General features: G+C 56.5%; 21 protein-coding genes. 7 read left to right on the top strand and 14 right to left on the bottom strand.

What is annotated here, in order from left to right:
• Positions 1 to 39 precede the first annotated feature (39 nt).
• The 6 genes from CU102_RS06125 to CU102_RS06100 form a co-directional block, all read right to left on the bottom strand.
• The gene (locus tag CU102_RS06125; protein WP_106710138.1) at positions 40 to 999 is read right to left on the bottom strand and encodes a methyltetrahydrofolate cobalamin methyltransferase; all 960 of its coding nucleotides are present in this window, start codon (positions 997 to 999) and stop codon (positions 40 to 42) included.
• Positions 1000 to 1009: 10 nt separating this feature from the next.
• Complete coding sequence (locus CU102_RS06120) at positions 1010 to 1882, bottom strand: methylenetetrahydrofolate reductase (RefSeq protein WP_106710137.1); 873 nt, start codon at positions 1880 to 1882, stop codon at positions 1010 to 1012.
• A 16-nt stretch (positions 1883 to 1898) separates the two neighbouring features.
• Complete coding sequence (locus tag CU102_RS06115) at positions 1899 to 2201, bottom strand: virulence factor (protein WP_099998457.1); 303 nt, start codon at positions 2199 to 2201, stop codon at positions 1899 to 1901.
• A 219-nt stretch (positions 2202 to 2420) separates the two neighbouring features.
• Entirely contained in the window at positions 2421 to 3092 is a 672-nt protein-coding gene (locus tag CU102_RS06110) for an exopolysaccharide biosynthesis protein (protein WP_245425234.1), read from the bottom strand.
• Between the two features lie 69 nt (positions 3093 to 3161).
• On the bottom strand, positions 3162 to 3740 hold the full coding sequence (locus CU102_RS06105) for a DUF4893 domain-containing protein (RefSeq protein ID WP_106710135.1): 579 nt from the start codon (positions 3738 to 3740) through the stop codon (positions 3162 to 3164).
• Positions 3741 to 3818: 78 nt separating this feature from the next.
• Positions 3819 to 4421: a DUF1638 domain-containing protein gene (locus CU102_RS06100; RefSeq protein WP_245425232.1), complete on the bottom strand. Its 603-nt coding sequence runs from the start codon at positions 4419 to 4421 to the stop codon at positions 3819 to 3821.
• A 91-nt stretch (positions 4422 to 4512) separates the two neighbouring features.
• On the opposite strand from CU102_RS06100, the gene CU102_RS30280 reads away from it, so the two are divergent.
• Entirely contained in the window at positions 4513 to 4668 is a 156-nt protein-coding gene (locus tag CU102_RS30280; protein WP_106710330.1) for an entericidin domain-containing protein, read from the top strand.
• A gap of 89 nt (positions 4669 to 4757) precedes the next feature.
• Here the strand turns inward: CU102_RS30280 and CU102_RS06090 are convergent, their stop codons facing one another.
• On the bottom strand, positions 4758 to 5456 hold the full coding sequence (locus CU102_RS06090) for a corrinoid protein (protein WP_106710133.1): 699 nt from the start codon (positions 5454 to 5456) through the stop codon (positions 4758 to 4760).
• Positions 5457 to 5690: 234 nt separating this feature from the next.
• On the opposite strand from CU102_RS06090, the gene CU102_RS06085 reads away from it, so the two are divergent.
• From CU102_RS06085 to CU102_RS06075, 3 genes are all read left to right on the top strand, one after another.
• The gene (locus tag CU102_RS06085) at positions 5691 to 7277 is read left to right on the top strand and encodes a trimethylamine methyltransferase family protein (protein ID WP_106710132.1); all 1587 of its coding nucleotides are present in this window, start codon (positions 5691 to 5693) and stop codon (positions 7275 to 7277) included.
• A 79-nt stretch (positions 7278 to 7356) separates the two neighbouring features.
• The gene (locus CU102_RS06080) at positions 7357 to 8049 is read left to right on the top strand and encodes a hypothetical protein (RefSeq protein WP_106710131.1); all 693 of its coding nucleotides are present in this window, start codon (positions 7357 to 7359) and stop codon (positions 8047 to 8049) included.
• Between the two features lie 143 nt (positions 8050 to 8192).
• Positions 8193 to 8795 carry a PadR family transcriptional regulator gene (locus tag CU102_RS06075; RefSeq protein ID WP_245425230.1) on the top strand — a complete coding sequence of 201 codons (603 nt, stop codon included), beginning with the start codon at positions 8193 to 8195 and terminating at the stop codon, positions 8793 to 8795.
• A gap of 63 nt (positions 8796 to 8858) precedes the next feature.
• Here CU102_RS06075 and bmt read toward each other — a convergent pair whose 3' ends face one another.
• Complete coding sequence (bmt, locus tag CU102_RS06070) at positions 8859 to 9872, bottom strand: betaine--homocysteine S-methyltransferase (RefSeq protein WP_106710129.1); 1014 nt, start codon at positions 9870 to 9872, stop codon at positions 8859 to 8861.
• 89 nt (positions 9873 to 9961) lie between these two features.
• Positions 9962 to 10792: a helix-turn-helix domain-containing protein gene (locus CU102_RS06065; protein ID WP_106710128.1), complete on the bottom strand. Its 831-nt coding sequence runs from the start codon at positions 10790 to 10792 to the stop codon at positions 9962 to 9964.
• Between the two features lie 106 nt (positions 10793 to 10898).
• Between CU102_RS06065 and CU102_RS06060 the strand changes: the two genes are divergently transcribed.
• The gene (locus CU102_RS06060) at positions 10899 to 11939 is read left to right on the top strand and encodes a fatty acid desaturase (protein ID WP_106710127.1); all 1041 of its coding nucleotides are present in this window, start codon (positions 10899 to 10901) and stop codon (positions 11937 to 11939) included.
• A 9-nt stretch (positions 11940 to 11948) separates the two neighbouring features.
• Entirely contained in the window at positions 11949 to 12716 is a 768-nt protein-coding gene (locus tag CU102_RS06055; RefSeq protein WP_106710126.1) for a PhnD/SsuA/transferrin family substrate-binding protein, read from the top strand.
• Here the strand turns inward: CU102_RS06055 and CU102_RS06050 are convergent.
• The 5 genes from CU102_RS06050 to CU102_RS06030 all read right to left on the bottom strand — a co-directional run bounded on the left by CU102_RS06050 (position 12693) and on the right by CU102_RS06030 (position 20109).
• Positions 12693 to 15269 (bottom strand): GcvT family protein, encoded by a 2577-nt coding sequence (locus CU102_RS06050; RefSeq protein ID WP_106710125.1) that lies wholly within the window; start codon positions 15267 to 15269, stop codon positions 12693 to 12695. The two genes, CU102_RS06055 and CU102_RS06050, sit on opposite strands and share 24 nt — an antisense overlap.
• Positions 15270 to 15327: 58 nt before the next feature.
• Positions 15328 to 16908: a trimethylamine methyltransferase family protein gene (locus CU102_RS06045; RefSeq protein ID WP_106710124.1), complete on the bottom strand. Its 1581-nt coding sequence runs from the start codon at positions 16906 to 16908 to the stop codon at positions 15328 to 15330.
• Between the two features lie 117 nt (positions 16909 to 17025).
• On the bottom strand, positions 17026 to 18084 hold the full coding sequence (locus CU102_RS06040) for a quaternary amine ABC transporter ATP-binding protein (RefSeq protein WP_425351528.1): 1059 nt from the start codon (positions 18082 to 18084) through the stop codon (positions 17026 to 17028).
• Between the two features lie 7 nt (positions 18085 to 18091).
• Positions 18092 to 18979, bottom strand: a complete 888-nt coding sequence (locus tag CU102_RS06035) for an ABC transporter permease (protein ID WP_106710122.1) — start codon at positions 18977 to 18979, stop codon at positions 18092 to 18094.
• A gap of 128 nt (positions 18980 to 19107) precedes the next feature.
• Positions 19108 to 20109 carry an ABC transporter substrate-binding protein gene (locus tag CU102_RS06030; protein ID WP_106710121.1) on the bottom strand — a complete coding sequence of 334 codons (1002 nt, stop codon included), beginning with the start codon at positions 20107 to 20109 and terminating at the stop codon, positions 19108 to 19110.
• Between the two features lie 359 nt (positions 20110 to 20468).
• Here CU102_RS06030 and CU102_RS06025 point away from each other — a divergent pair, with 359 nt between their 5' ends.
• A complete protein-coding gene (locus tag CU102_RS06025; protein ID WP_106710120.1) occupies positions 20469 to 20816 on the top strand; it encodes a hypothetical protein in 348 nt (115 codons plus the stop codon).
• Positions 20817 to 20940: the final 124 nt, after the last annotated feature.

Below are 20940 nucleotides of genomic sequence, written 5' to 3'. Positions count from 1 at the left end.
CCGCCCATCAATGCTGGTCAATTTGCGTAACGCAAACCGTCAGCCTGCGGCGCCGCGACGCGCCTCGCGACCGCCTCGCCGCCGGCCGCCTCCAGCGGAATCGGCAGGCACAGATACTGGCGCTGCTCCGGCCGCTGCCGGCTGGTGGTCGCGATACTTCTTGATCCAATAGGTGCAATTGGCATCCGTGCCGTTCAAGACGTTGGCAGCATGAACCGCTTCCATTTCCTGGGGACGGCAGGGGTTCATGATCGCAGACGTCATGCCCGCGCCAATCACCATCGGAATGAACCCGGCATTGATGCCGTGGCGGTGCGGCAGGCCGAAGGAGATGTTCGACAGACCGCAAGTGGTGTTGACCTTGAGCTCTTCGCGCAGGCGGCGCAGCAGCGCAAAAACCTGACGTCCAGCATCACCCAGTGCGCCAATCGGCATCACCAGCGGATCGACCACAATGTCATGGGACGGGATACCGAAATCGGCGGCGCGCTCCACGATTTTCTTTGCGACGGCAAAGCGAACGTCCGGATCCATGGAAATACCAGTTTCGTCGTTGGAAATGGCGACGACCGGCACGTTGTATTTCTTGATCAGCGGCAGGATGGCTTCGAGCTTTTCCTCCTCACCAGTGACGGAATTGACGAGTGGACGGCCCTTGGCGACCTTGAGTGCAGCCTCGATCGCGGCGGTAACCGAACTGTCGATCGATAGGGGAACATCGACCAGATTCTGCACGATTTCCAGGGTCTGGACCAGCAGACCTGGCTCGGTCGCGTTGGGGTCAACAGCGGTGACACCCGCATTGACGTCGAGCATGGTCGCACCGGCGGCAACCTGCTCCAACGCATCCTTGATGACGGTGTCAAAATTGCCTTCGATCATCTCCGCAGCGAGCTTCTTGCGGCCTGTCGGATTGATCCGTTCGCCGATAACGCAGAACGGCTGGTCAAATCCGATGATGATTTCTTTGGTTGCCGAGGCAACGATCGTGCGAGTCATTCAAAATTCCTCAGCTGGCTGCGGCATTTGCAGATGTATGGGAAGCGTTGTGTACCGCCCAGGAGCCACGGTCGACAAGCCACTCCGACGACTTTTTCAGACCGCCGAACGGGAAGATGTGAATCTGTTTGATGGCAGATGCCGGGTTGGCAATTGTATGCTGTTCGATCGGGCCGACGACGCCTTCCGGCGAGTGGCTGGTTGCGAGCGCAGTCAGTGAGAGAGCATTCTTCTTCAGAAAGCTGATTGAATTGCCGACGCCGCACATTGCTGCATACTTGATGAGCGTCGTAATCTTGGCAGGGCCCGCCACGCCGAGATGCACTGGCAGGTCAACGCCATGTTCGCGAAGCGATTCCGAGTAACGGATGAAGCGATCGGCATCGAAGCCGAACTGGGTGACAACACGCAGCTTGGCACCGGTGCGCTCGCCGAAATTCTGCTTCAGGCGCAATGCTTCAATCGCGACAGCTTCGGAAAATTCGGGGCTGCCTTCGGGATGACCGGCAACGCCCATTTCGGTAATGGCGTATTTGTCGAAGAAGCCTGTTTCCAGAACCTCCATCGTGGACGAAAATTCACCGGCCTGACGCTCGAGACCACCGCCGATGACGAGTATATCGGTTACGCCAGCTTCCTCAGCGGCGCGACGGATGCGGGTTTCGAGAGCGGCCTTGGTTGAGAGACGGCGTGAGGCAAAATGAGGAACCGGCTTGTAGCCAAGGTCATGAATGCGCTTTGCCGCAGACGTCAGTGTATCCACGCTGTCGGTGCCCATATCGGTGATGTAGACGCGGGTACCTGCCGGGAACAAACCAGGCAAATCCTGCGATTCGATAGCCTGGCGTGCCGCCACTTCGATGGATGCTGCGATCTTTGTCATTGGCTTCGCTCTCAATTCATGAATTGTCATGTCCACCTGCCTTTACAAGCGCCACAAGGCGTTCCCGATCATATTCGTTGTCAATTCGCGCGAGGGCTGCATCAGCCTCGGTATCCAGATCGTCACTCACCGGCACCGGAGTGCCGCGGCGCCATTCCGCCAGATAGGCATCGGAATCCTTGGCGCCAATACGCATCGCACACATGTCGATGGCCTCGGTAAAACGGAGAGGAAGTTCACGCTTGGCTGCCTGACGTCCCTTCTTGACGGTCACTTGAGCAGGAATGTCCCGCCAATAGACGACAATGAGATCAGCCATGCAATTCACCCTCCGATGAGGACCCTTTTGCCGGAATATCGGGGTTTAAGCTTGCTATCTCACGACGTGCGTGCACTCAAATGCGACGTGCCTCAATACTGTGCTGTCGCAAGTCCCGATGCCCAAAAGGGTCCAGTAAGGCTTTGATTTGTGCGTAATCCTTGACAAAAGCAGATCCCGGTCTGCGCGGCGCGAGCTGGTGCTTTTGCGACAGCCGATTCAGAAGGGCCAAAAACTTGCCGCGTATGTAACAACGCTTGCGGCAATAAAGGCAAAGCCAAAGACAATGCTGATGGAGACCACACCGAGAATGAGCCCTCCAAGCATCAATCTGCCGTCGCGTTCACAAAGGGCGATGCCGATGATTGCTGTCGCCAGCGCCGGCAGCCAATTGGAAAGTGGCATGGGCAGGACGACCGACATGCCGAGAACGGTGGTGAAAACGCCCAGCCAGCGATCACCCTGCATGCGGCCGAATGGCCAGTTACGTGGCCGGATGAACCGCTCCAGCCACTGCAGCCAGGGCACGACCTTGTTCGATATCAAACGGAAGCGTTCAGGCGAGATGGATTTGGTCAACATAAAAGCTGGGAGCCACACCGATTCCCGACCCATCACCATCTGTACCGAGACCAGAACCAGTGGAATTCCGGTAACGACGCCAGTGCCTGGTGGCAGGGGAAGGAGATTCAGTATTGCAAAGAAAGTCAGCAACGCAGCGAAACTGCGATCGGTAAACGCATCTTCGAGCTCGGCGAATGTCACTGGCTCCGTCGCTGTTGATGCCAGATCCTCGAAGACCTGGGAGAGCGGACGCGGGTCATTGTCTGCTGTTGAATGCACAACCGCTCTGTCCGGCTTGATTTCGTGATCTGCGTCGATGGCGGCCATCTTCTCGTCTTTGTTCGTATTTTGACGCATATGGAGCGGAAATAGTGACATTGCAATGACGAAAGCGCATCAGCGCTTCAATTCAAGAATGTCCAAAAGCGATTCGCGAGCGGGGGCAGGAAGCTCGATTCGAAACGCATTGTCGCTGGTCCGGTACGCATAGCCCACCTGATCGGTGTCCAGTCCAGCGCCGTAGGCTTTCGGCTTTTCGCCCGCAATATAGCCTGCGCCGAGATAGATAAGACGCTTGTCGCTATCGGTATAAAACCGTCCCTTGGTGCGCTGGGAACCGCTTGTCTTCTCCAGCATCCACCCCGATCCGTCATCGGTAACCCGGCATTTGAACCAGCCATAGACCGTCAGCGGCGGTTCCTTGCCCAGTTTCGTTGTCCGGCATTGCCAATCGCCGACCATGTTGAAGCTCTCGCCAAAAGCCAGATTGGGTTTGGCAAGAGTTTCATCCAGTTGCTTCACGTCTGCTGCCGCGACGCCTTTTCGAGCTTCACTAATCGCCGCACTCCTGGTTTCTTCGTATTTGTCGAGCCGGGCTTGATCAGCCTTCGTAATGATCTTCGTAATTGCGCCGTCCGCATACGCGTAGCTGGCGCAAGCAAGGCAGAGTGCAATGGCAATCGCGGCACGAAACATCGCGGGAGACTCCTGCTTGGATGGACTTGTGGCTGCAATGAACGGAGAAGCCGTTCATTGATGACGTGCGAGACGGATCTAGTTAGTCGCGGCTGATTCCAGGGCAGGGATGAGATCGCCATAACCTGTTATGCGCCGCTCGTAGCCGAGCCCGAGAAAAGCGGCTGCCTGCTCGGCTTTTGCGCTCAATTCAGGATCATCCGTCTGCGCCAGATAGATCATTTTCGTGTAATTGCCGAAATACATGTCGCGCAATTCGGGATGACGATCGAGACCCAAAGGCTTGACGAGGAAGGCGTCGAAATGGCGAGCCAGAAAATCCGTCATGAAGAACGACGTCATGTCGTCGTCCCACTGCGACGCGAACGCTTCGTTTCCGGCATAAAACGAGAAGCAGTGCGGACCGGCTATTCGTTCGACACCATGTTTTTCACAGACGCGATCAAGCATTCCGCCTGTGCCGCAATCGGCATAGCCGACGAAGATGCGCGTGATGCCTTCGGCTTTGGCTTTGACGATGGCCCGATCCACCGAAGGCGCGATCTTATCCGGGTAGTGGTGATAGATCGCAGGCAGGCACTTCAGTTCTATGTGTTCCAAGCCGAACTGTTCACGGATCGCCAGGATTTCGCGCGCGATCATTCCGCACGCAATCACACGCACGGTTTCTATTGATTTCATTGACTTTTGGCTAACATTCATGGAACTGATTTTGCTCCATCGCGTTATGCGAGCGTTGGATTTAATTTTAGCAGAACGGGAGACACAGTCCATGAAACTATCACATATCGTTCCAATTGCTGCTGTACTTGCTGTTGTGGCTCTCGCTGGCTGCGCGAATACCATTCGCGGTATGGGAGCTGATACAGCTAATACGGTCAATGCGACTCAGAATGCTGGCCAGAGGGTCGCAAGGTCCGCCAACTAATTCATTGTTTGATCTGATTCGATCAGATCAGCCCAATATTCATCCGGTTGATAAACGGCCGCATCCTGATGCGGCCGTTTATGCATTCATCAGGCTCCCGAGAGCTGGTTGTGCTTGCGCTTCATGAAAGCCTTGGCCGTCTCGACCGCTACCGCTGCATCGCGGCAATAGGCATCGGCGCCAACAGCCTTGCCAAATTCCTCGTTCAGTGGTGCGCCGCCAACAAGGACGACATAATCGTCGCGTATGCCCTTTTCCTTCATCGTGTCGATGACGACTTTCATATAAGGCATCGTTGTCGTGAGCAGCGCCGACATGCCAAGGATGTCGGGCTGATGTTCGTCGATGGCAGCGAGATAGTTTTCGACCGGATTGTTGATACCGAGATCGATCACGTCGAAGCCCGCGCCTTCCATCATCATGCCGACAAGGTTCTTGCCGATGTCGTGGATATCGCCCTTGACCGTTCCGATGACGAGCTTGCCCTGTTTTGGCGCGCCGGTTGCCGCAAGAAGAGGGCGCAGGATGAACATACCGGCCTTCATGGCATTGGCCGAAAGCAGCACTTCAGGCACGAACAGAATGCCGTCGCGGAAATCCTCGCCGACAATGCGCATTCCCTCGACGAGAGCTTCGGTGAGGACCCTATAGGGTACCCAGCCACGCCCAAGGAGAATCTGGGTCCCTTCCTCGATCTCTTCCTTCAAACCATCATACAGATCGTCATGCATTTGCTCGACGAGTTCATCGTCCGAAAGCTCCGAAAGAATGATTTCATCATCGGCCATAGGTCTGCTTCCTTTCAAGCGTTATGCACATCACTGGCATTCGTTTAACATATCGGGCAAGTTGCTGAAAACACATTGCTTAAATGCGACCTCGTAAATGACGAAAACGACCGGGTGTTTGTCTCCGATGCGCCATGGCGTGCCGCACACGGAAACGCCCTTGTGGGTGTCGCGGTTAGGATTTGGTTTGATTGAGAATAAGTCTGCGCTTGCGTAGCGTTAGGAGAGAAGAAAATGATTGAGGAAACACCGGTCGATGCTCCCGCAGATGCGGAGACAAGCAGTGGACGCCGCGGGCGCGGTGCTGGCGCAGGCGCCGCCGCACGGCGCGCCGCCCGTTCCGGGGGTGGCCCTGGCAAGTCGCTCACCTACATTACGCGCAAGATCCGCACCTACGAAGTGCTGGACGACGAAGGCCTGGCACTGATCGAAGCCAATGCCGATACGGTCTTGGAAGAGATTGGCATCGAATTTCGGGATGATGCCGAAGCCCTGGCCCTATGGAAAGAAGCGGGCGCTGATGTCAAGGGCGAACGGGTGCATTTCCCCAAAGGCCTCCCGCGTTCCCTGCTGAAGACGGCGCCTTCAATCTATACACAGCACGCGCGCAATCCTGAGCGATCCGTTCAGATTGGTGGCGATGCGACCGTATTTGCGCCGGTCTATGGCCCGCCCTTCGTGCGGGATCTGGACGGCAATCGCCGCTATGCAACGATCGAGGACTTCAACAACTTCGTCAAACTTGCCTATATGGCACCGTCGATCCACCATTCCGGCGGAACAGTGTGCGAGCCGGTTGATGTTCCAGTCAACAAACGCCACCTCGACATGATCTATGCTCATATCAAATATTCCGACAAGCCATTCATGGGATCTGTCACTGCGCCGGAACGTGCGGAAGACACGATTTCGATGTGCAAGCTGGTGTTTGGCGAGCATTTTCTCGAGCAGAACACGGTTCTAACCAGCCTGATCAACGCGAATTCGCCGATGGTTTTCGATGAAACCATGGTCGGGGCGTTGAAGGTCTACGCGCGCAACAATCAGGCCTGCATCGTCACGCCGTTCATCCTCGCGGGCGCCATGAGCCCTGTCACTGTCGCAGGCACGCTGACGCAGGTCCTGGCCGAAGTCCTTGCCGGCGCATCGTTCACACAGTTGATCCGCCCGGGCGCTCCGGTCATCTTCGGTACATTCGCATCATCCATTTCCATGCAGTCGGGCGCGCCGACGTTCGGCACACCCGAGCCGTCGCTCGTTTCCTATGGCGCGGCACAATTGGCACGCCGCCTCGGCTTGCCCTTCCGTACTGGTGGCTCGCTCTGCGCCTCGAAAGTATCGGATGCCCAGGCCGCCTATGAGAGTGCCAACACGCTGAATTCGACACTACTTGCCGGTACGAACTTCGTTCTGCATTCGGCCGGATGGCTCGAAGGCGGGCTGGTCTCATCTTACGAGAAATTCATGATGGATATCGATCAGCTCGGCATGGCGCAGAAGCTGGCCGCAGGCGTCGATCTATCGGAAAACGGACAGGCCATGGACGCCATCCGGCAGGTGGGACCCGGCAGCCATTATCTCGGTTGCGACCACACCCAGGCGAACTTCCAGACCGCATTCTATCGCTCGAACATCGCCGACAACAATTCTTACGAGCAGTGGCTGGCCGAAGGCGAGAAGCGTGCAGACCAGCGTGCCAATGAGCTCGCTCGCCGCTGGCTTGAGACCTATGAAGGCCCTTACCTTGATCCGGCGATCGACGAATCCCTGAAAGAGTTCATCGCCAAGAAGAAAGCGTCGATGCCCGACGCCTTCACTTGAAAGAAGCCCGAGGACGGCCGGGCTAAAGTGGCCAATCTGATCCACAAGGAAGTCTGGGCCTCCGCGGTAAAGGGTTCTGATGCAGGATGATCTTGCAGAACCGATACGAGATCATATCGCCGCCGCGCTGGAGCCATACGGTTTGGTCCGGCGCGGCGGTTTTGCTTTCAAAGAAGCGAACCTCCGTTCGCCCTTGATCCGAGGGTTGCATTTTCGAAGCGTCGTCCTTGTCGGCCACTTCGGATCATCTATTTGGCCGCATTTCACACGGTGGTGGCAGGACCATCCGGATGCACAGGATCCGCTCGATCAATGGTCCAAAGATGTTCTGACTGCCGTTGCAGCACGATTTGGTGCGACGGCCGTGTTTCCCTCTGATCGGCCATATCTGCCCTTCCAGCAATGGGCTATGTACGCCGAGGGATTGCGTGCTTCTCCGCTCGGGATATTGATCCATCCAAAATACGGGCTTTGGCATGCCTTTCGCGGAGCGCTGCTGTTTGGTCGCGTGCTCGAATTGCCTGGCGACATTCCGCAACATCATCCCTGTGACGATTGTCAGGACAAGCCGTGCCTTTCGGCCTGCCCGGTGAATGCTTTCTCCGATGGCGGATATGATGTCGTTCGTTGTCGTGCCCATCTTGCCTCTGGAGATGGGGAGGCGTGTCTGAATGGCGGTTGCCTGGCGCGTCGCGCCTGTCCCGTGGGACGCGAGTACACCTACAGTGCGCCGCAGATGCGCTTTCACATGGATGCTTTTGCGAAGAGCTGAAGCACGTCTCCGTTATAAAAATACCTGATCTATTTCAAATGTTTAATCGAAAATGCGTTTAAAAGATATATCGTTGCCTTGATAAAAGATATATCTTTGTATAGATATAGCTTATGAAAGATATATCTAGGAGACATCATTCCATGTACGGTCATTGCAGAAATCACCACGGCCACGCCGATCACTGGTCACGCGTTGAAGCCATGTCAGGTTCGCGCGAAGGCGGCGGCCGCTTTGGCGGGCGCGGACGCGGCGGCCCGTTCGGGCGGCATCGAGGCGGCCCGTTTGGCGGGCGCGGCCCACGCATGTTCGATCCAGGCGCATTGCGCCTTGTTGTCCTCGGCTTGATCGCGGAAGAACCGCGTCACGGCTATGACGTCATCAAGGCGCTGGAGGCGAGATTCCAGGGGGCCTACAGCCCGAGTGCCGGTGCGATTTACCCGATGTTGCAAATGATGGAGGAAACCGATCTTGTCACCTCCACCACAACCGGCAACAAACGGCTCTATACGATTACAGATCAGGGGCTCGCCTATCTCGACGAGAACCGGGCCGAGCTAGACAAGATCAACGGCCAGCTCGACAACGCTTCAGGCGAGATACACAATGCTGCGTTGGGTGAAGAGATGCATGCATTGAGCTTTGCGCTTCGCTCGAAGCTTCGCAGTGGATCGCTGACAGCAGAGAAGGCCGAGCAGTTGCGCGAAATCCTGAAGAGGGTCCGCCGCGAGATCGAGGACCTCTGAGGTCGCCAGAATAGTGCTGACCAGAACCAGCGGGTGAAACCGCTGGTTCTGCGTCGGAATTATTTATGCACGCCGTCCGCGGCGTTCCCGCTTTGGCATGTCGTCAGCGTGAGCTGCGAGCTTGTTGCGCATCGGTCCGATGGTCTCGACGATTGTCTCGACAGAAGGGCGCGCGCCATGCGTGTGACTGTCGAGCGCTTTGCGCATTGCCGCCAGATGCTCGAATGATGTGCCACAGCAGCCACCAATAATCTTTGCGCCGCCATTGATTGCGAGATGGGCGTAGTCGGCCATCAGTTCCGGAGTGCCGGAATAGAAGATCTCCGCGCCGCGAAATTCCGGTATGCCGCAGTTGCCTTTGATAACAATCGTTGCGGAAGGATCGGCTTCGCTCATGTCGAGAAGAGAAGCCAAAATATCCGACGCACCGACGCCGCAATTGGCGCCAACAGCAACCGGGCGTTGCGCGAGTCCGTCGACCACACCGTGAATGTCCTTCGGCGGTAGGCCCATCATGGTCTTGCCGGCGGTATCGAATGATCCGGTATAGACATAAGGAAGGCCCACTTTGACGGCTGCCTCTGCAGCTGCGCGTATTTCGCCCGGAGCAGACATCGTCTCGATCCAAGCTACATCAACGCCGCCAGCCTTCAAGCCTTCCAGCTGTTCGGTGAAAGCCGCGACGGCGTCTTGTTCAGTCAAAGTGCCCAGCGGAACGAGTAGTTCGCCGGTTGGGCCGACCGAGCCCGCGACGATGACCTTCCGGCCTGCCTGATCAGCGACGCCGCGTGCGAGCTCCGCAGCCTTCTTGTTGAGTTCGAATACGCGATCCTGCGCATGATGCAGCTTCAGACGATGCCGAGTGCCGCCGAAAGAATTGGTCAGAATGATATCCGCGCCGGCATCGACAAATCCCTGATGCAGCGCCGTGATCTTTTCGGGCTGAGCCTCATTCCAAAGCTCGGGCGCTTCTCCTGCTTCCAGACCGGTGGCGAACAGGTTCGTCCCGGTTGCGCCGTCAGCAAGCAAAACGCCTTTTTCAGCGATGAGGTCAGCAAGTGGATTTGCAATGGTCATGGCGCATAAATTCCTGTGGGATTGAATGGATAACGATATAAAGAAGTCTTTATATGTGGTCAATAATCAATTGCGACAAGGAATGCCGATCAAACGACTTTGAGTGAGGCGACATAGTTCGCGACTTCATGGGCATTGACCTTGGCCACACGGATCAGCCCATCGAAGTGTCGCTGCATGGTTAGCACGGCTTCGGTCGTATAGAGGACCAAATACATCTCTCCGACGAATATCGCGGCGCGATAGGGGCCAAATACCGTGTAGGGAACCGAGTAGCGTTCCCGCCCATCGAACAGATAGAGCCGGAAGGATGGATACAATTCGTCGAGCAGCGACGCCATATGCTGCAACTGTTCAAGGCGTGCTTTGCGTGGAAGGTCCCTCCAGATACCGCAACCGGCCGCGAAATCCTGAAGGGTCTGGAATGGCATGCAGGCTTCCATGTCGGTGCCCGGCTGGCGATTATAGTCCAGACGGAACGCGGTTTCGCTCATCTGTGTTGCCGGGTCGCGGTGGACCATGGAGGTCTCGTAGGCAATTACACCTTGTGTGCGCAAGAGATCGGGAATGCGGGCTGGTACATAGCGTATCTTCGTGCCGGTTGCGTCCGCATGCCATTTTACAAGCAATGTCTGATTGTCAAACCCTTGTTCGATTTCGAGACTGGGGCGCAGTTCGCCGGTGATCCCTTCATCCTGGCTGAGGCCAAGTAGCCAGTCGAGCGAGACGGAATGGCGCTCTGCAATGTTGAGCAGCGTCTCGACACGGGGGAGCCGCGTGGATTGGCCAGACAGAAGCTGCGAGAGCGCAGACCGGTCGATTCCAACGGAGGCTGCGAATGACGATTGGTTCTCGCCGCTGCGCACAAGCAGGCTTTTGACACGCTCCTGAAACAAGCGGGAAAGATCGCGTTTATCCATTTTTATACAGCTTTGTTTACTTTGCACAACAATTGCACCGTTTGGTGCGCAAAATCAACACTTTCTCACAAAAATAGCATTGCTGACAGTTCCTGACAATGAGACCATGAAAAACATGGAATCAGAAAGACATACCGACATAACAGCATCCCAGCCCGCGCGACGGCGCCTCGGCATTGAGTGGCCGACCATTGGCCTAATGACCGCCTGCTACGGACTTTGGTTCATCTCCGGATATTATCTATTTCCCGTCCTGCCTGTTTTTGCACTGGCGTTAATGGCCATAGCAGTCGCGTTCCATTCGTCGCTTCAGCACGAGGTCCTGCATGGTCATCCGACTCGCAATGGCACTATCAACGAGATAATGGTGTCTCTGCCGATCGGTCTAGTGTTTCCCTATCGCCGCTACAAGCATCTGCATCTCAAGCATCACGCGGACGAGCGCCTGACGGATCCCTATGATGACCCGGAGAGCTACTACCGTGCCCTTGGCGATTGGGAAAAACTGCCTGCGCCTGTCAGAACTCTGCTCAACTGGAACAACTCGCTCGTCGGACGCGTCGTCATCGGGCCTGCACTCATGGTGATTGGCTTCGTATTCAGCGAAATCAAGTTGGTTTCCGGCGGCGACAACAAGGCTCGCACGGCTTGGCTGCTGCACGCGGCAGGGCTCATACCCACGCTTGCGATCGTATGGTTCGTATTTGGTATTCCACTCTGGATATATGCGCTGACCGCCGTGTATTGGGGCCTGTCGATCATCTCCATCCGTAGTTATTGCGAGCATCAATGGTCAGAGCGCCCGGACGGGCGGACGGTTATCGTGGAAAAATCCCCATTGGCGTTGATCTTCCTCAACAACAATCTGCATTTCGTCCATCACAAGAAGCCGACTGTGCCCTGGTATGACCTGCCGCAGCTCTATCGCGAGCAGCGCGAGGAATGGCAGCGGATGAATGGCGGTTATGTCTTCCGCAACTACTTCGAGATTCTGCGGGCCTATGCCTTTCGCAAGAAGCAGGACGTGGTTCACCCCGTGCTCCGCCGTGAACCTGCTCCAGCACGGGCTTTCCGTCCACGACGCCATGGCATAAGTTTGCAGGGTGGATCTACAGTTCCAATTCCCGCCGAGCCGCCGACAGAGTAAGCATACGACATGACACTTGTGGCGGCTTTGCCAATGTACGACTGGCCCGAATTGCGCACTGAAGTTGATGTGCAATGGGTAAGAATGCGCGACATCCTGCGCGCGAACGGATACGACGCTCCCGAACATCTCTCACGTCGCAACGCCGATCTTCCACCGGTTCCCGGCGGCATCAGAGACGCGGCGGGCACACTCATCGCACCTGATCCGGCGACACTTCCGCCGGATGAACTCGACCGGCCAACATTGTGGCTCCATCCCGATCTTCTCATAGCTCAGACCTGCTGGGGCCCTATGGAGCTCGGACTCGAACCCCATGTTCACGTGATTGGGCAGGACGACTATTCGGGCATCGAGGGTGGGGCAGGCAAACTTTACTCCAGTGCGCTCGTGATGCGCCGAGGCGAGGGGGCTGCAGCTGCGGCTCCCAAGGACGGAAAGGCATCGCTGCCTCTCGACCTGCTGCGGAACAAGAGGCTTGCATTCAACAGTCACGATTCGATGTCCGGCTATCTGGCGCTGCAACGAGACCTTGCCTCCCAGCACGAGACGCTCGATATCTTTGCCAGCCTCGTCGAAACAGGGGCGCATCGCGCGTCAATCGCGGCGGTTGCTGCCGGGAAAGCGGATGCAGCCGCCATCGACTGCAAGTCATGGGCTCTGGCCCAGCGCTATGACGAAGCGGCAAGCGCATTGGTCGTCGTTGGCTGGACGGGCAGGCGCAAGGGCCTGCCCTTTATCTCGGCCTTCGAACTACCCGCGCATCTTTTCGCCTGACGGGTCGAACGGCGGCTCGATATTGATGCGGGCGGAACGGCGGACGCCGAGAATTTCGACTTCGAACAAGCCATTGTTTTCGTTGGTCGCGAGTTCGGCCGGAACATAGCCCTGGGCCATAGAATGGCCGACATAGTGGGCGTAGCCGCCGGATGTGACCCAACCAACCACGCGCCATTCACCCTGTACGGCGCCCTTGTCGCCCTCGTCGGAAACGACCTCACCGGTTGCGTCAAAGCGCGGAGCGCCGACGCCATGACCAGCTTGCACGGTCCCGTAGTCCTTGGCGGTCTTGGCCCAGATCGGCTCATCGCCCATCACGTCAGCAGCACCCTCGCCATGCGGCACGTCAATCAAGAACGAGACCCGGCGCAACTTCGTGCTGGTTCCGGCATCGAGTTCGGCCTTTTCTCTGGCAGCTATTTCCCGGCCAATGAAATCGTTCTTGGAGAGCTTGATGAAGCGGTCCATTGAACCTTCATATGGTCCGTAGATCGGACGCAGTTCGCGGAACCAGGTCGGGAAATTCTTCTCAAGCCGCATCGAGAGGAGGGCGCGCATGCCAAAATCAACGATGTTGTATTCGGCTCCGGCATCCTTGATCGCCTGGTAGACGAGACGCTGATAGGCAGGTTCCATCCAGATTTCGTAACCGAGATCGCCAGTGTAGGAGATCCGGTTGACCATGCACAGCGCACCGCCAACAGCCGTTTCGCGGAAATCCATGAACCGGAACGCAGCATTGGAGACGTCTTCGTCGACTAGCTTGGCCAAAAGGTCACGCGATCTCGGACCTGCGATGGCCAGGCCGACAAGACTCTGGTCGAAGCGGTGGATGCGCACCGTGCCGTCCTTCGGCTGCTGCTTCTGGAACCAGCGCATGTGGTACCGCTGCGCTGCGGACGATCCCCAGATCAGAAAACGCTCATCGCCGGCCTTGGCGATGGTGAAGTCACCGATGAGTTTGCCTTCCTCGTTCAGCATGGGAGTGAGGACCAGGCGCCCGGTCTTCGGCATGGTGTTGGTCATCAGGCGCGACAGGAATGCCTCGGCGCCAGCGCCAGTCACTTCATATTTGGCGAAGTTGGCGATCTCGGTGACGCCGACGCTTGTCCGCGTTGCCCGCACCTCATTGCCGATATGCTCGAAGTCGTTCGAACGATGATAGGAAACGATATCGCGCGCTTCAGTACCTTTGGGCGCAAACCAGAGCGGGGTTTCGAGCCCCCAGGAATCGCCCATGACCGCATTCTGTGCGACCATTGTGTCGTAGAGCGGCGTGGTCTGCTGCGGCCGCGCCGCCGGCAGTTCCTCGTTGGGGAAGCGGATCGAGAAACGGCGCGAATAGTTTTCGCGTACCTTCGCATTGGTATAACGCAAGGTCGCCCATTCGCCGAAGCGCGCGACGTCCATGCCCCAAACATCGAAGCCGGGCTCGCCATGCACCATCCAGTTGGAGAGGGCGAGGCCAACGCCGCCGCCCTGGCTGAACCCGGCCATGACGGCGCAGGCTGTCCAGTAATTGGTGAGGCCAGGAACCGGTCCGACTAGCGGGTTGCCGTCCGGCGCGAACGTGAAGGGCCCATTGATGATCTGCTTGATGCCGGCCTTCTCGATTCCGGGGAAATGCTTGAAGCCGACCTCGAGGGAAGGGGCAATGCGGTCAATATCCGGTGGCAGCAATTCGTGGCCGAAATCCCACGGCGTGTTGACCGGCGACCACGGCTTTGCCGCCTTTTCATAGGTGCCGAGCAGTATGCCATTGCGCTCCTGGCGCGTATAGATCTCGCCCTTGAAATCCATGACACCGATGAGTTCGCGCCCCGTGGACTTATTGAATTCCATGACCTCAGGAACGTCTTCGGTGAGGAGATACATGTGCTCCATGGCGAGAACCGGCAGTTCAAGCCCGACCATCCGGCCGACTTCGCGGGCCCACAGGCCACCGCAATTGACGACATGCTCGGCTTTCACCGTGCCCTGTTCAGTGACGACGTTCCAGGTTCCATCGGTCTCCTGCGTCAGTTCAACAACCCGGTTGCGGAGAGTGATTTCGGCTCCGAGTTTGCGCGCAGCTTTGGCGTAGGCATGGGTCGTGCCTGACGGGTCGAGGTGACCTTCGACCGGGTCCCACATGGCGCCAACGAAGTTGGTCTCATCCATCAAAGGGAACATTGCCTTGGCTTCAGACGGCGTGATCAGTTCCGTATCCATGCCAAGATAGCGGCCACGCGCATGCGCCAGACGCAGGAAATCCATGCGTTCTGGGCTATCCGCCATCATAACGCCGCCCGTGAGGTGCAGCCCGCATGATTGTTCCGAAAGTTCCTCGATCTCCTTGTAGAGGCTGACTGTGTAAGCCTGCAGCTTGGCAACGTTCGGATCGCCGTTGAGGGTATGGAAACCGCCGGCCGCGTGCCAGGAGGAGCCGGACGTCAGTTCCGAGCGCTCGATCAGCATCACGTCCGTCCAGCCAGCGCGTGCAAGATGATAGAGCACAGAGCATCCGACAACCCCGCCGCCAATGACCACTGCTTTAACGTGCGATTTCATACTCTTATGCCTCTTTATCGTAAATGTGATTCAATGTGTTCAGAGTTTGATTCAAGCGTCAGAAGTCCGTTGGAGCGCCGCCTTCGGCCTTGCGCTTGGCGACGAAGGCGTTGATTTCCTCTTCGATCGCGGGATCGATCGCCGGTTTCTGATAGGTCGCAAGCCGCTCTTTCCAGATGCGGTTGGCGCGCTTGATGGCCGTGGGCGAGCCTGCCTCCTGCCAGCTCTCGTAATTGCGCCAGTCGGAAATGATCGGTGCATAGAAGGCGGTCTTGTAGCGGGATTGGGTGTGGGCTGTGCCAAAGAAATGGCCGCCTGGGCCGACATCGCGCATGGCATCGAGGCCCAGCGCATCCTCCGACAGATCTAGCGGTGTCAGGAATTCCGCAACCATCTGCAGGAGATCGAAATCGAGGATCATCTTTTCATAGGAACAGCAAAGCCCGCCTTCCAGCCAGCCCGCGGAATGCAGCATGAAATTGCCGCCGCCCTGGATCGCGCCCCAAAGCGAGAATACCGATTCATAGGCAGCCTGGGCATCCACCGTATTAGCTGCGCAAACGTTGGATGTGCGGTAAGGAATGCGATAACGGCGGGCCAGCTGACCGCCGACCATCTGTGCTTTCATGTATTCCGGAGTGCCAAAGGCAGGGGCACCGGATTTCATATCAACATTGGAGGTAAATCCACCATAACCGACGGGAGCGCCCTTCTTGACCATCTGCGTGAAGGAGATACCAGCTAGCGCTTCGGCATTCTGCTGGACCAAAGCTCCGGCAATCGTCACCGGGGCCATGGCGCCGGCCAGCGTGAATGGCGTGACAATGACAATCTGGCCGCGGCCCGACATCTGGATGATGCCTTCGAGCATCGGCACATCGAGCTTGAGCGGCGAATTCGTATTGATGATCGTGTAGCAGGACGCTTCGTTCTGCAGCTGCTCGTGGCTGACGCCGCGGGCGAGGCGGGCGATTTCAATTCCGTCCTGATTGCGTTCCTTGCCGAGAGAATAGATGTGAAACGGCTTGTCGGTCAGCATAGCGAGATCGCGGATGCATTCGAGATGGCGCACTGAAGGGTGGATGTCGATCGGCTCTACGGGGTAGCCGCCGGTCGTGTTGATGATATTGTGCATCTGCGCCAGTTTCAGGAAATTGCGAAAATCCGCCTGGTTACCCGAGCGCCGGCCATTGTCGGTATCAGAGCAGTTCGGCGCCGAACCCATCTGGGCAAAGATCAGATTGTTGCCGCCGAAGCGGACATTATGGGCAGGGTTGCGGGCATGCAGTGTGAATTCCGACGGAGCACATCCAACATATTCGAGGATCATGTCCTTATCGAAATGAACACGCATCGTACCGGGAGTGACATCGGCGCCGGCCTTTTTCATGATTTCGCGCGCGCCGTCATGTAGAACGTCGACGCCGATCTCCTGCAGCACTTTAAGCGATGCATCGTGGATCGATTCAAGTTCGTCATCGGAAACGATCTTTGTCGGTGCGAATGGGATTTTGAGCTGCCGAAACGGTGGCTGATCGAAAGCACCGCTTTCAACGCTGCGTGGCCGCGCCCGCCCGCCACGTCTGCCATGGTCCCGGGCTGATGCGTTCGCATCGATCTCAACTGCAGGTTCACTCATTGCTCTTGCCCTCATTCGCACCTGTCACAGGTGATGATGCACTATCGCCAGAGCAGGGCGCAGGGTGCGCGGCGTGAGCGACGCCGAGCGCAAGGGAAGCGACACCTAATGCGTTGGTTATTCCGCCGCAGCTTTCGATGTCAGATGGCTAATCGGCGTGACCATCGCTTGAATCAAATTGTTCATGCTAATGACGCCAGTAGGTTTCCCGTTATCATCAATAACCGTTGCGTATTGCTGGTTGGCGTCGGTCATTGTCTTGGCAGCTTCTTCAAGAATTGTGCCCGTTTTAACTGTCACACCGCCCGTTGCAGATGGCGCGCCGGATTGAGTGGCGATAGTGTCAACCATGATGACCCGGCCGCGATTGACCTCTTTCACGAAGCTTGAAATATACTCGTCCGCAGGTTTGAGAACGATATCCTGACCGGTTCCTTGTTGAACAACTTCACCGTCACGAAGGATTGCGATGCGATCGCCCAGCCGCAAAGCCTCATCGAGATCGTGCGTGATGAAGACGACCGTTTTCTTGATTTCCTTCTGCAGATCGAGAAGAACCGATTGCATGTCCATTCGAATAAGCGGGTCGAGCGCCGAAAATGCTTCATCCATGAGGAGGATAGGAGCATCATTGGTCAGCGCGCGAGCGAGACCGACACGCTGCTGCATGCCACCGGAAAGCTGGTTAGGATAATGATCCTCAAACCCTTTAAGGCCCACTCGGCCGATCCAGCGCCTGGCCTGTTCCTCCTGTTTTTCCCGCGACAGGCCCTGTATCTCAAGGCCATACACGGTGTTATCGAGCACGGTGCGGTGGGGCAGGAGGGCAAACTTCTGGAACACCATCGCCGTCTTGTGGCGGCGGAACTGGCGCAGATCATTCTGATTCATCTTGCAAACGTCGGCTTGGTCAACAATCACTTCGCCTGCCGTTGGATCGATGAGCCGGTTGATATGGCGGATCAACGTGGATTTACCCGAGCCCGAAAGGCCCATAACCACCTGGATGCAGCCCGCGGGCATATCGATATTGATATCGCGCAGACCGAGGACGTGGCCATGTTGTTCGTTCAGCTCGGTCTTGGACATGCCCTTCTTGACGGCGTCGACATAGGCAGAGGGTCTTTTACCAAAGATCTTGTAGAGATTCTTGATTCTGATGCCGGCGCCTTGAATGTTGCGATCAGCCATGGACGACCTCCTGATGTTTCTGAAGACGCTTGCCATAGGCCTGACTAACGCGGTCGAAGATGATGGCGATGCCGACGATGGCAAGGCCGTTGAAAAGTCCAAGTGAGAAGAACTGGCCGTTCACCGAACGCAGCACGGGCTGCCCAAGACCCTGGACACCGATCATCGACGCGATAACCACCATGGCTAGCGCCATCATGATCGTCTGGTTGATACCGGCCATAATTGTCGGAAGAGCGAGGGGGATCTGGACGTTTCTCAATCGCTGCCAACTCGACGAACCGAATGCGTCAGCTGCCTCCAGGACGTCCTTGTCAACGAGCCTGATACCAAGATTAGTCAGGCGAATCATCGGCGGAATAGCGTAGATTACCACGGCGATGAGGCCTGGCACCTTGCCGATGCCGAGCAACATCACAACCGGAATCAAATAGACGAAGCTAGGCATTGTCTGCATTACGTCAAGAATGGGATTGACCATTCGCTGGAAACCATCGGAACGCGCCATCACAATGCCAATCGGTATACCGACGACGATCGAAACGACCGTTCCGACGAAGATCATGGCGATGGTCTTCATCGCATCACTCCACATATCGAAATAGCCGATCAGGAGAAGGGTCAGGATAGTGCCGCCTACGATCTTCCAGTTGCGGCTGGCAATCCAGGCAATGCCGCCAATGAGAACGATCATGACTGGCCACGGCGTCGTCGTCATAAAACGTTCTGCCTGAATAAGGAAATACTGCAGGGGTTGAAAAAACGACTCGATGACATCGCCATACTGACGGGTGAAAGCCTTGAAACCCTCGTCCATCGCCTTTTTCAGGTTGCGCAGCGTGTCGTCATTCATATTGGGAAATGAGTAAAACCAATCCATTTGTCGGTGCCCCTTCCATAGCCACCCCAAGCGCTAAGCTTTCAGAATGGCTGAAGCGGTTGAACGTGATGGCGTTCAACCTATCAAGAGTGGGATACGGCGAAGCCTTGCTTCGCCGTATCTGACAATTATTGCACGGCAGCTTTGATCTTCTCTGCGGCTTCCGGCGAGACCCACTTTGTCCAAACCGCCTCATTGTTCTTGAGGTAATAATTGGCGCCGTCTTCACCCGTAGCCTGGTTGTCGACCATCCATGCTAGCAGCTTGTTGAATTCTTCAGTCGAAAGCTGCCGCTTTTTCAGATAGTCGAAGGCGGGGCCAGCAGCGTCGGAAAATTTCTTCGTGACAACCGTATAGATATCTGACTTCGCCCATCCATTCGGCTTTGGATCAGGGCAATCGGCAACGACAGTGCAGCGTTTCCATTCGGCTTCATCAAATGGTACGCCATTGTCGAGCTTGACCATGGGATACTTACCGAGGATTGCGGTAGGGCCCCAATAATATCCGAGCCAAGGCTCCTTGCGCTCATAGGCCTTGGCGATCGAACCATCGAGACCCGCTGCCGAACCCGTATCAACAAGCATGAAGCCGTTTTTGTCGCCGCCATACGCCTTGTAGAAGTTGGTGGTCGTGATCTGGCAAGCCCAACCCGACGGGCAATTATAAACCGCGCCCTTTTTAGGATCTTCCGGAGCGGGAAACAGTTCCGGGTGCTTCATCGCGTCCGCAATCGTCTTGATGTCCGGGTGCGCATCGGCAAAATATTTAGGGATCCACCAGCTTTCCGTGCCGCCTTCGGTAATGGCGGGCGCTGCGAGGACCAGTCTTTCTTCCTTGACGGCTTTCTCAATGAGGTCGCGGACAGTGTTGAGCCAGCCCTCCGGCGCGATGTCCGGCTGACCCTTTTCCAACATCGACGTGAACGTTGGAACCGTGTCGCCAGCAACCAGCTCGGCGTCGCAGCCATAACCTTCTGAAAGTATGATCTTGTCCAGGTTGGCCAAAGCTTCGGCCGACGGCCAGTTCATGTTGGCAATCGTAACGGTACCGCATTCCTGGGCCGATGCCGATCCGGCATAGCCGAAAAGACCAGCGGCCAAGATAGTTGAAGCGAGCAGCTTCTTCATGTGCTTTATCTCCCACTCATTTTGACAGTTCACCCGAAAACGAATTCTAACTTGGTACTGCCTTACCCAGTTGTTCGCTTATGTGCCATTTGGCATCTTTATCCCGCCAGAATGCAATGGTTTCATTGAATAAATGCGGTATATCGCGACAACGCCTATCGATATAGCGACGCCGGGATAATCTTTGCGATGTCAAATGGTACACGCTCATCAAGGCATCGTAACAAAGGAATGAACGAAAGATCAATGCTTTAGGCAATCTGACTTGATCAAACGGTTTGACCTGTGTCGCAACCTGCATATTTGTTGGAGTCGAGCATTCTCTCCCGAATTTGTATTCCACTCAAAGGGAATGGGACATGAAAACAGTCAGAAAAAAGCAGCGCCATGTCGCCGATGCGCAATTGGCCGCAATGGTTATCGCCATGCGGCTTCCGGTGATGGCGATGGAGAGCATGACGGATAAGGCAGGCCGGCCCGAGGCCAATCGTGCAGTTTCCGAAAAGGTCGCGGCGGCGATGGATGGCGTTGTTCAAGCCCAGCTGTCCGTCATGAATTCTGCGGCGACGTTCTGGCTCGACGTGATGAGCGGGAAATCACCCACGTCCTTGGTCAATGCAGCTGTCAGTAAAGCGACACGTGCGGCGCTTAAACCCGGCAGGAAGACCCTGCGTGCCAATTACAAACGTCTGGTGCCGGGCGCATAACGGGCTTCTCCATGTGCGCCATGGCACACTTTTACCGGGACTTCTGACGACTGCCGCAGCAATAAGGCTCAGCAAATCGATTTTTGCATACCGGTCATGCAAAAATGCAAGGGCCAGTACTGTA

The sequence above is a fragment of the Phyllobacterium brassicacearum genome, assembly GCF_003010955.1.
GTDB classification, from domain to species: Bacteria; Pseudomonadota; Alphaproteobacteria; order Rhizobiales; family Rhizobiaceae; genus Phyllobacterium; species Phyllobacterium brassicacearum.
Note: the sequence above shows the minus strand (reverse complement) of the source record. Positions and strands in the feature narration are given on the sequence as shown.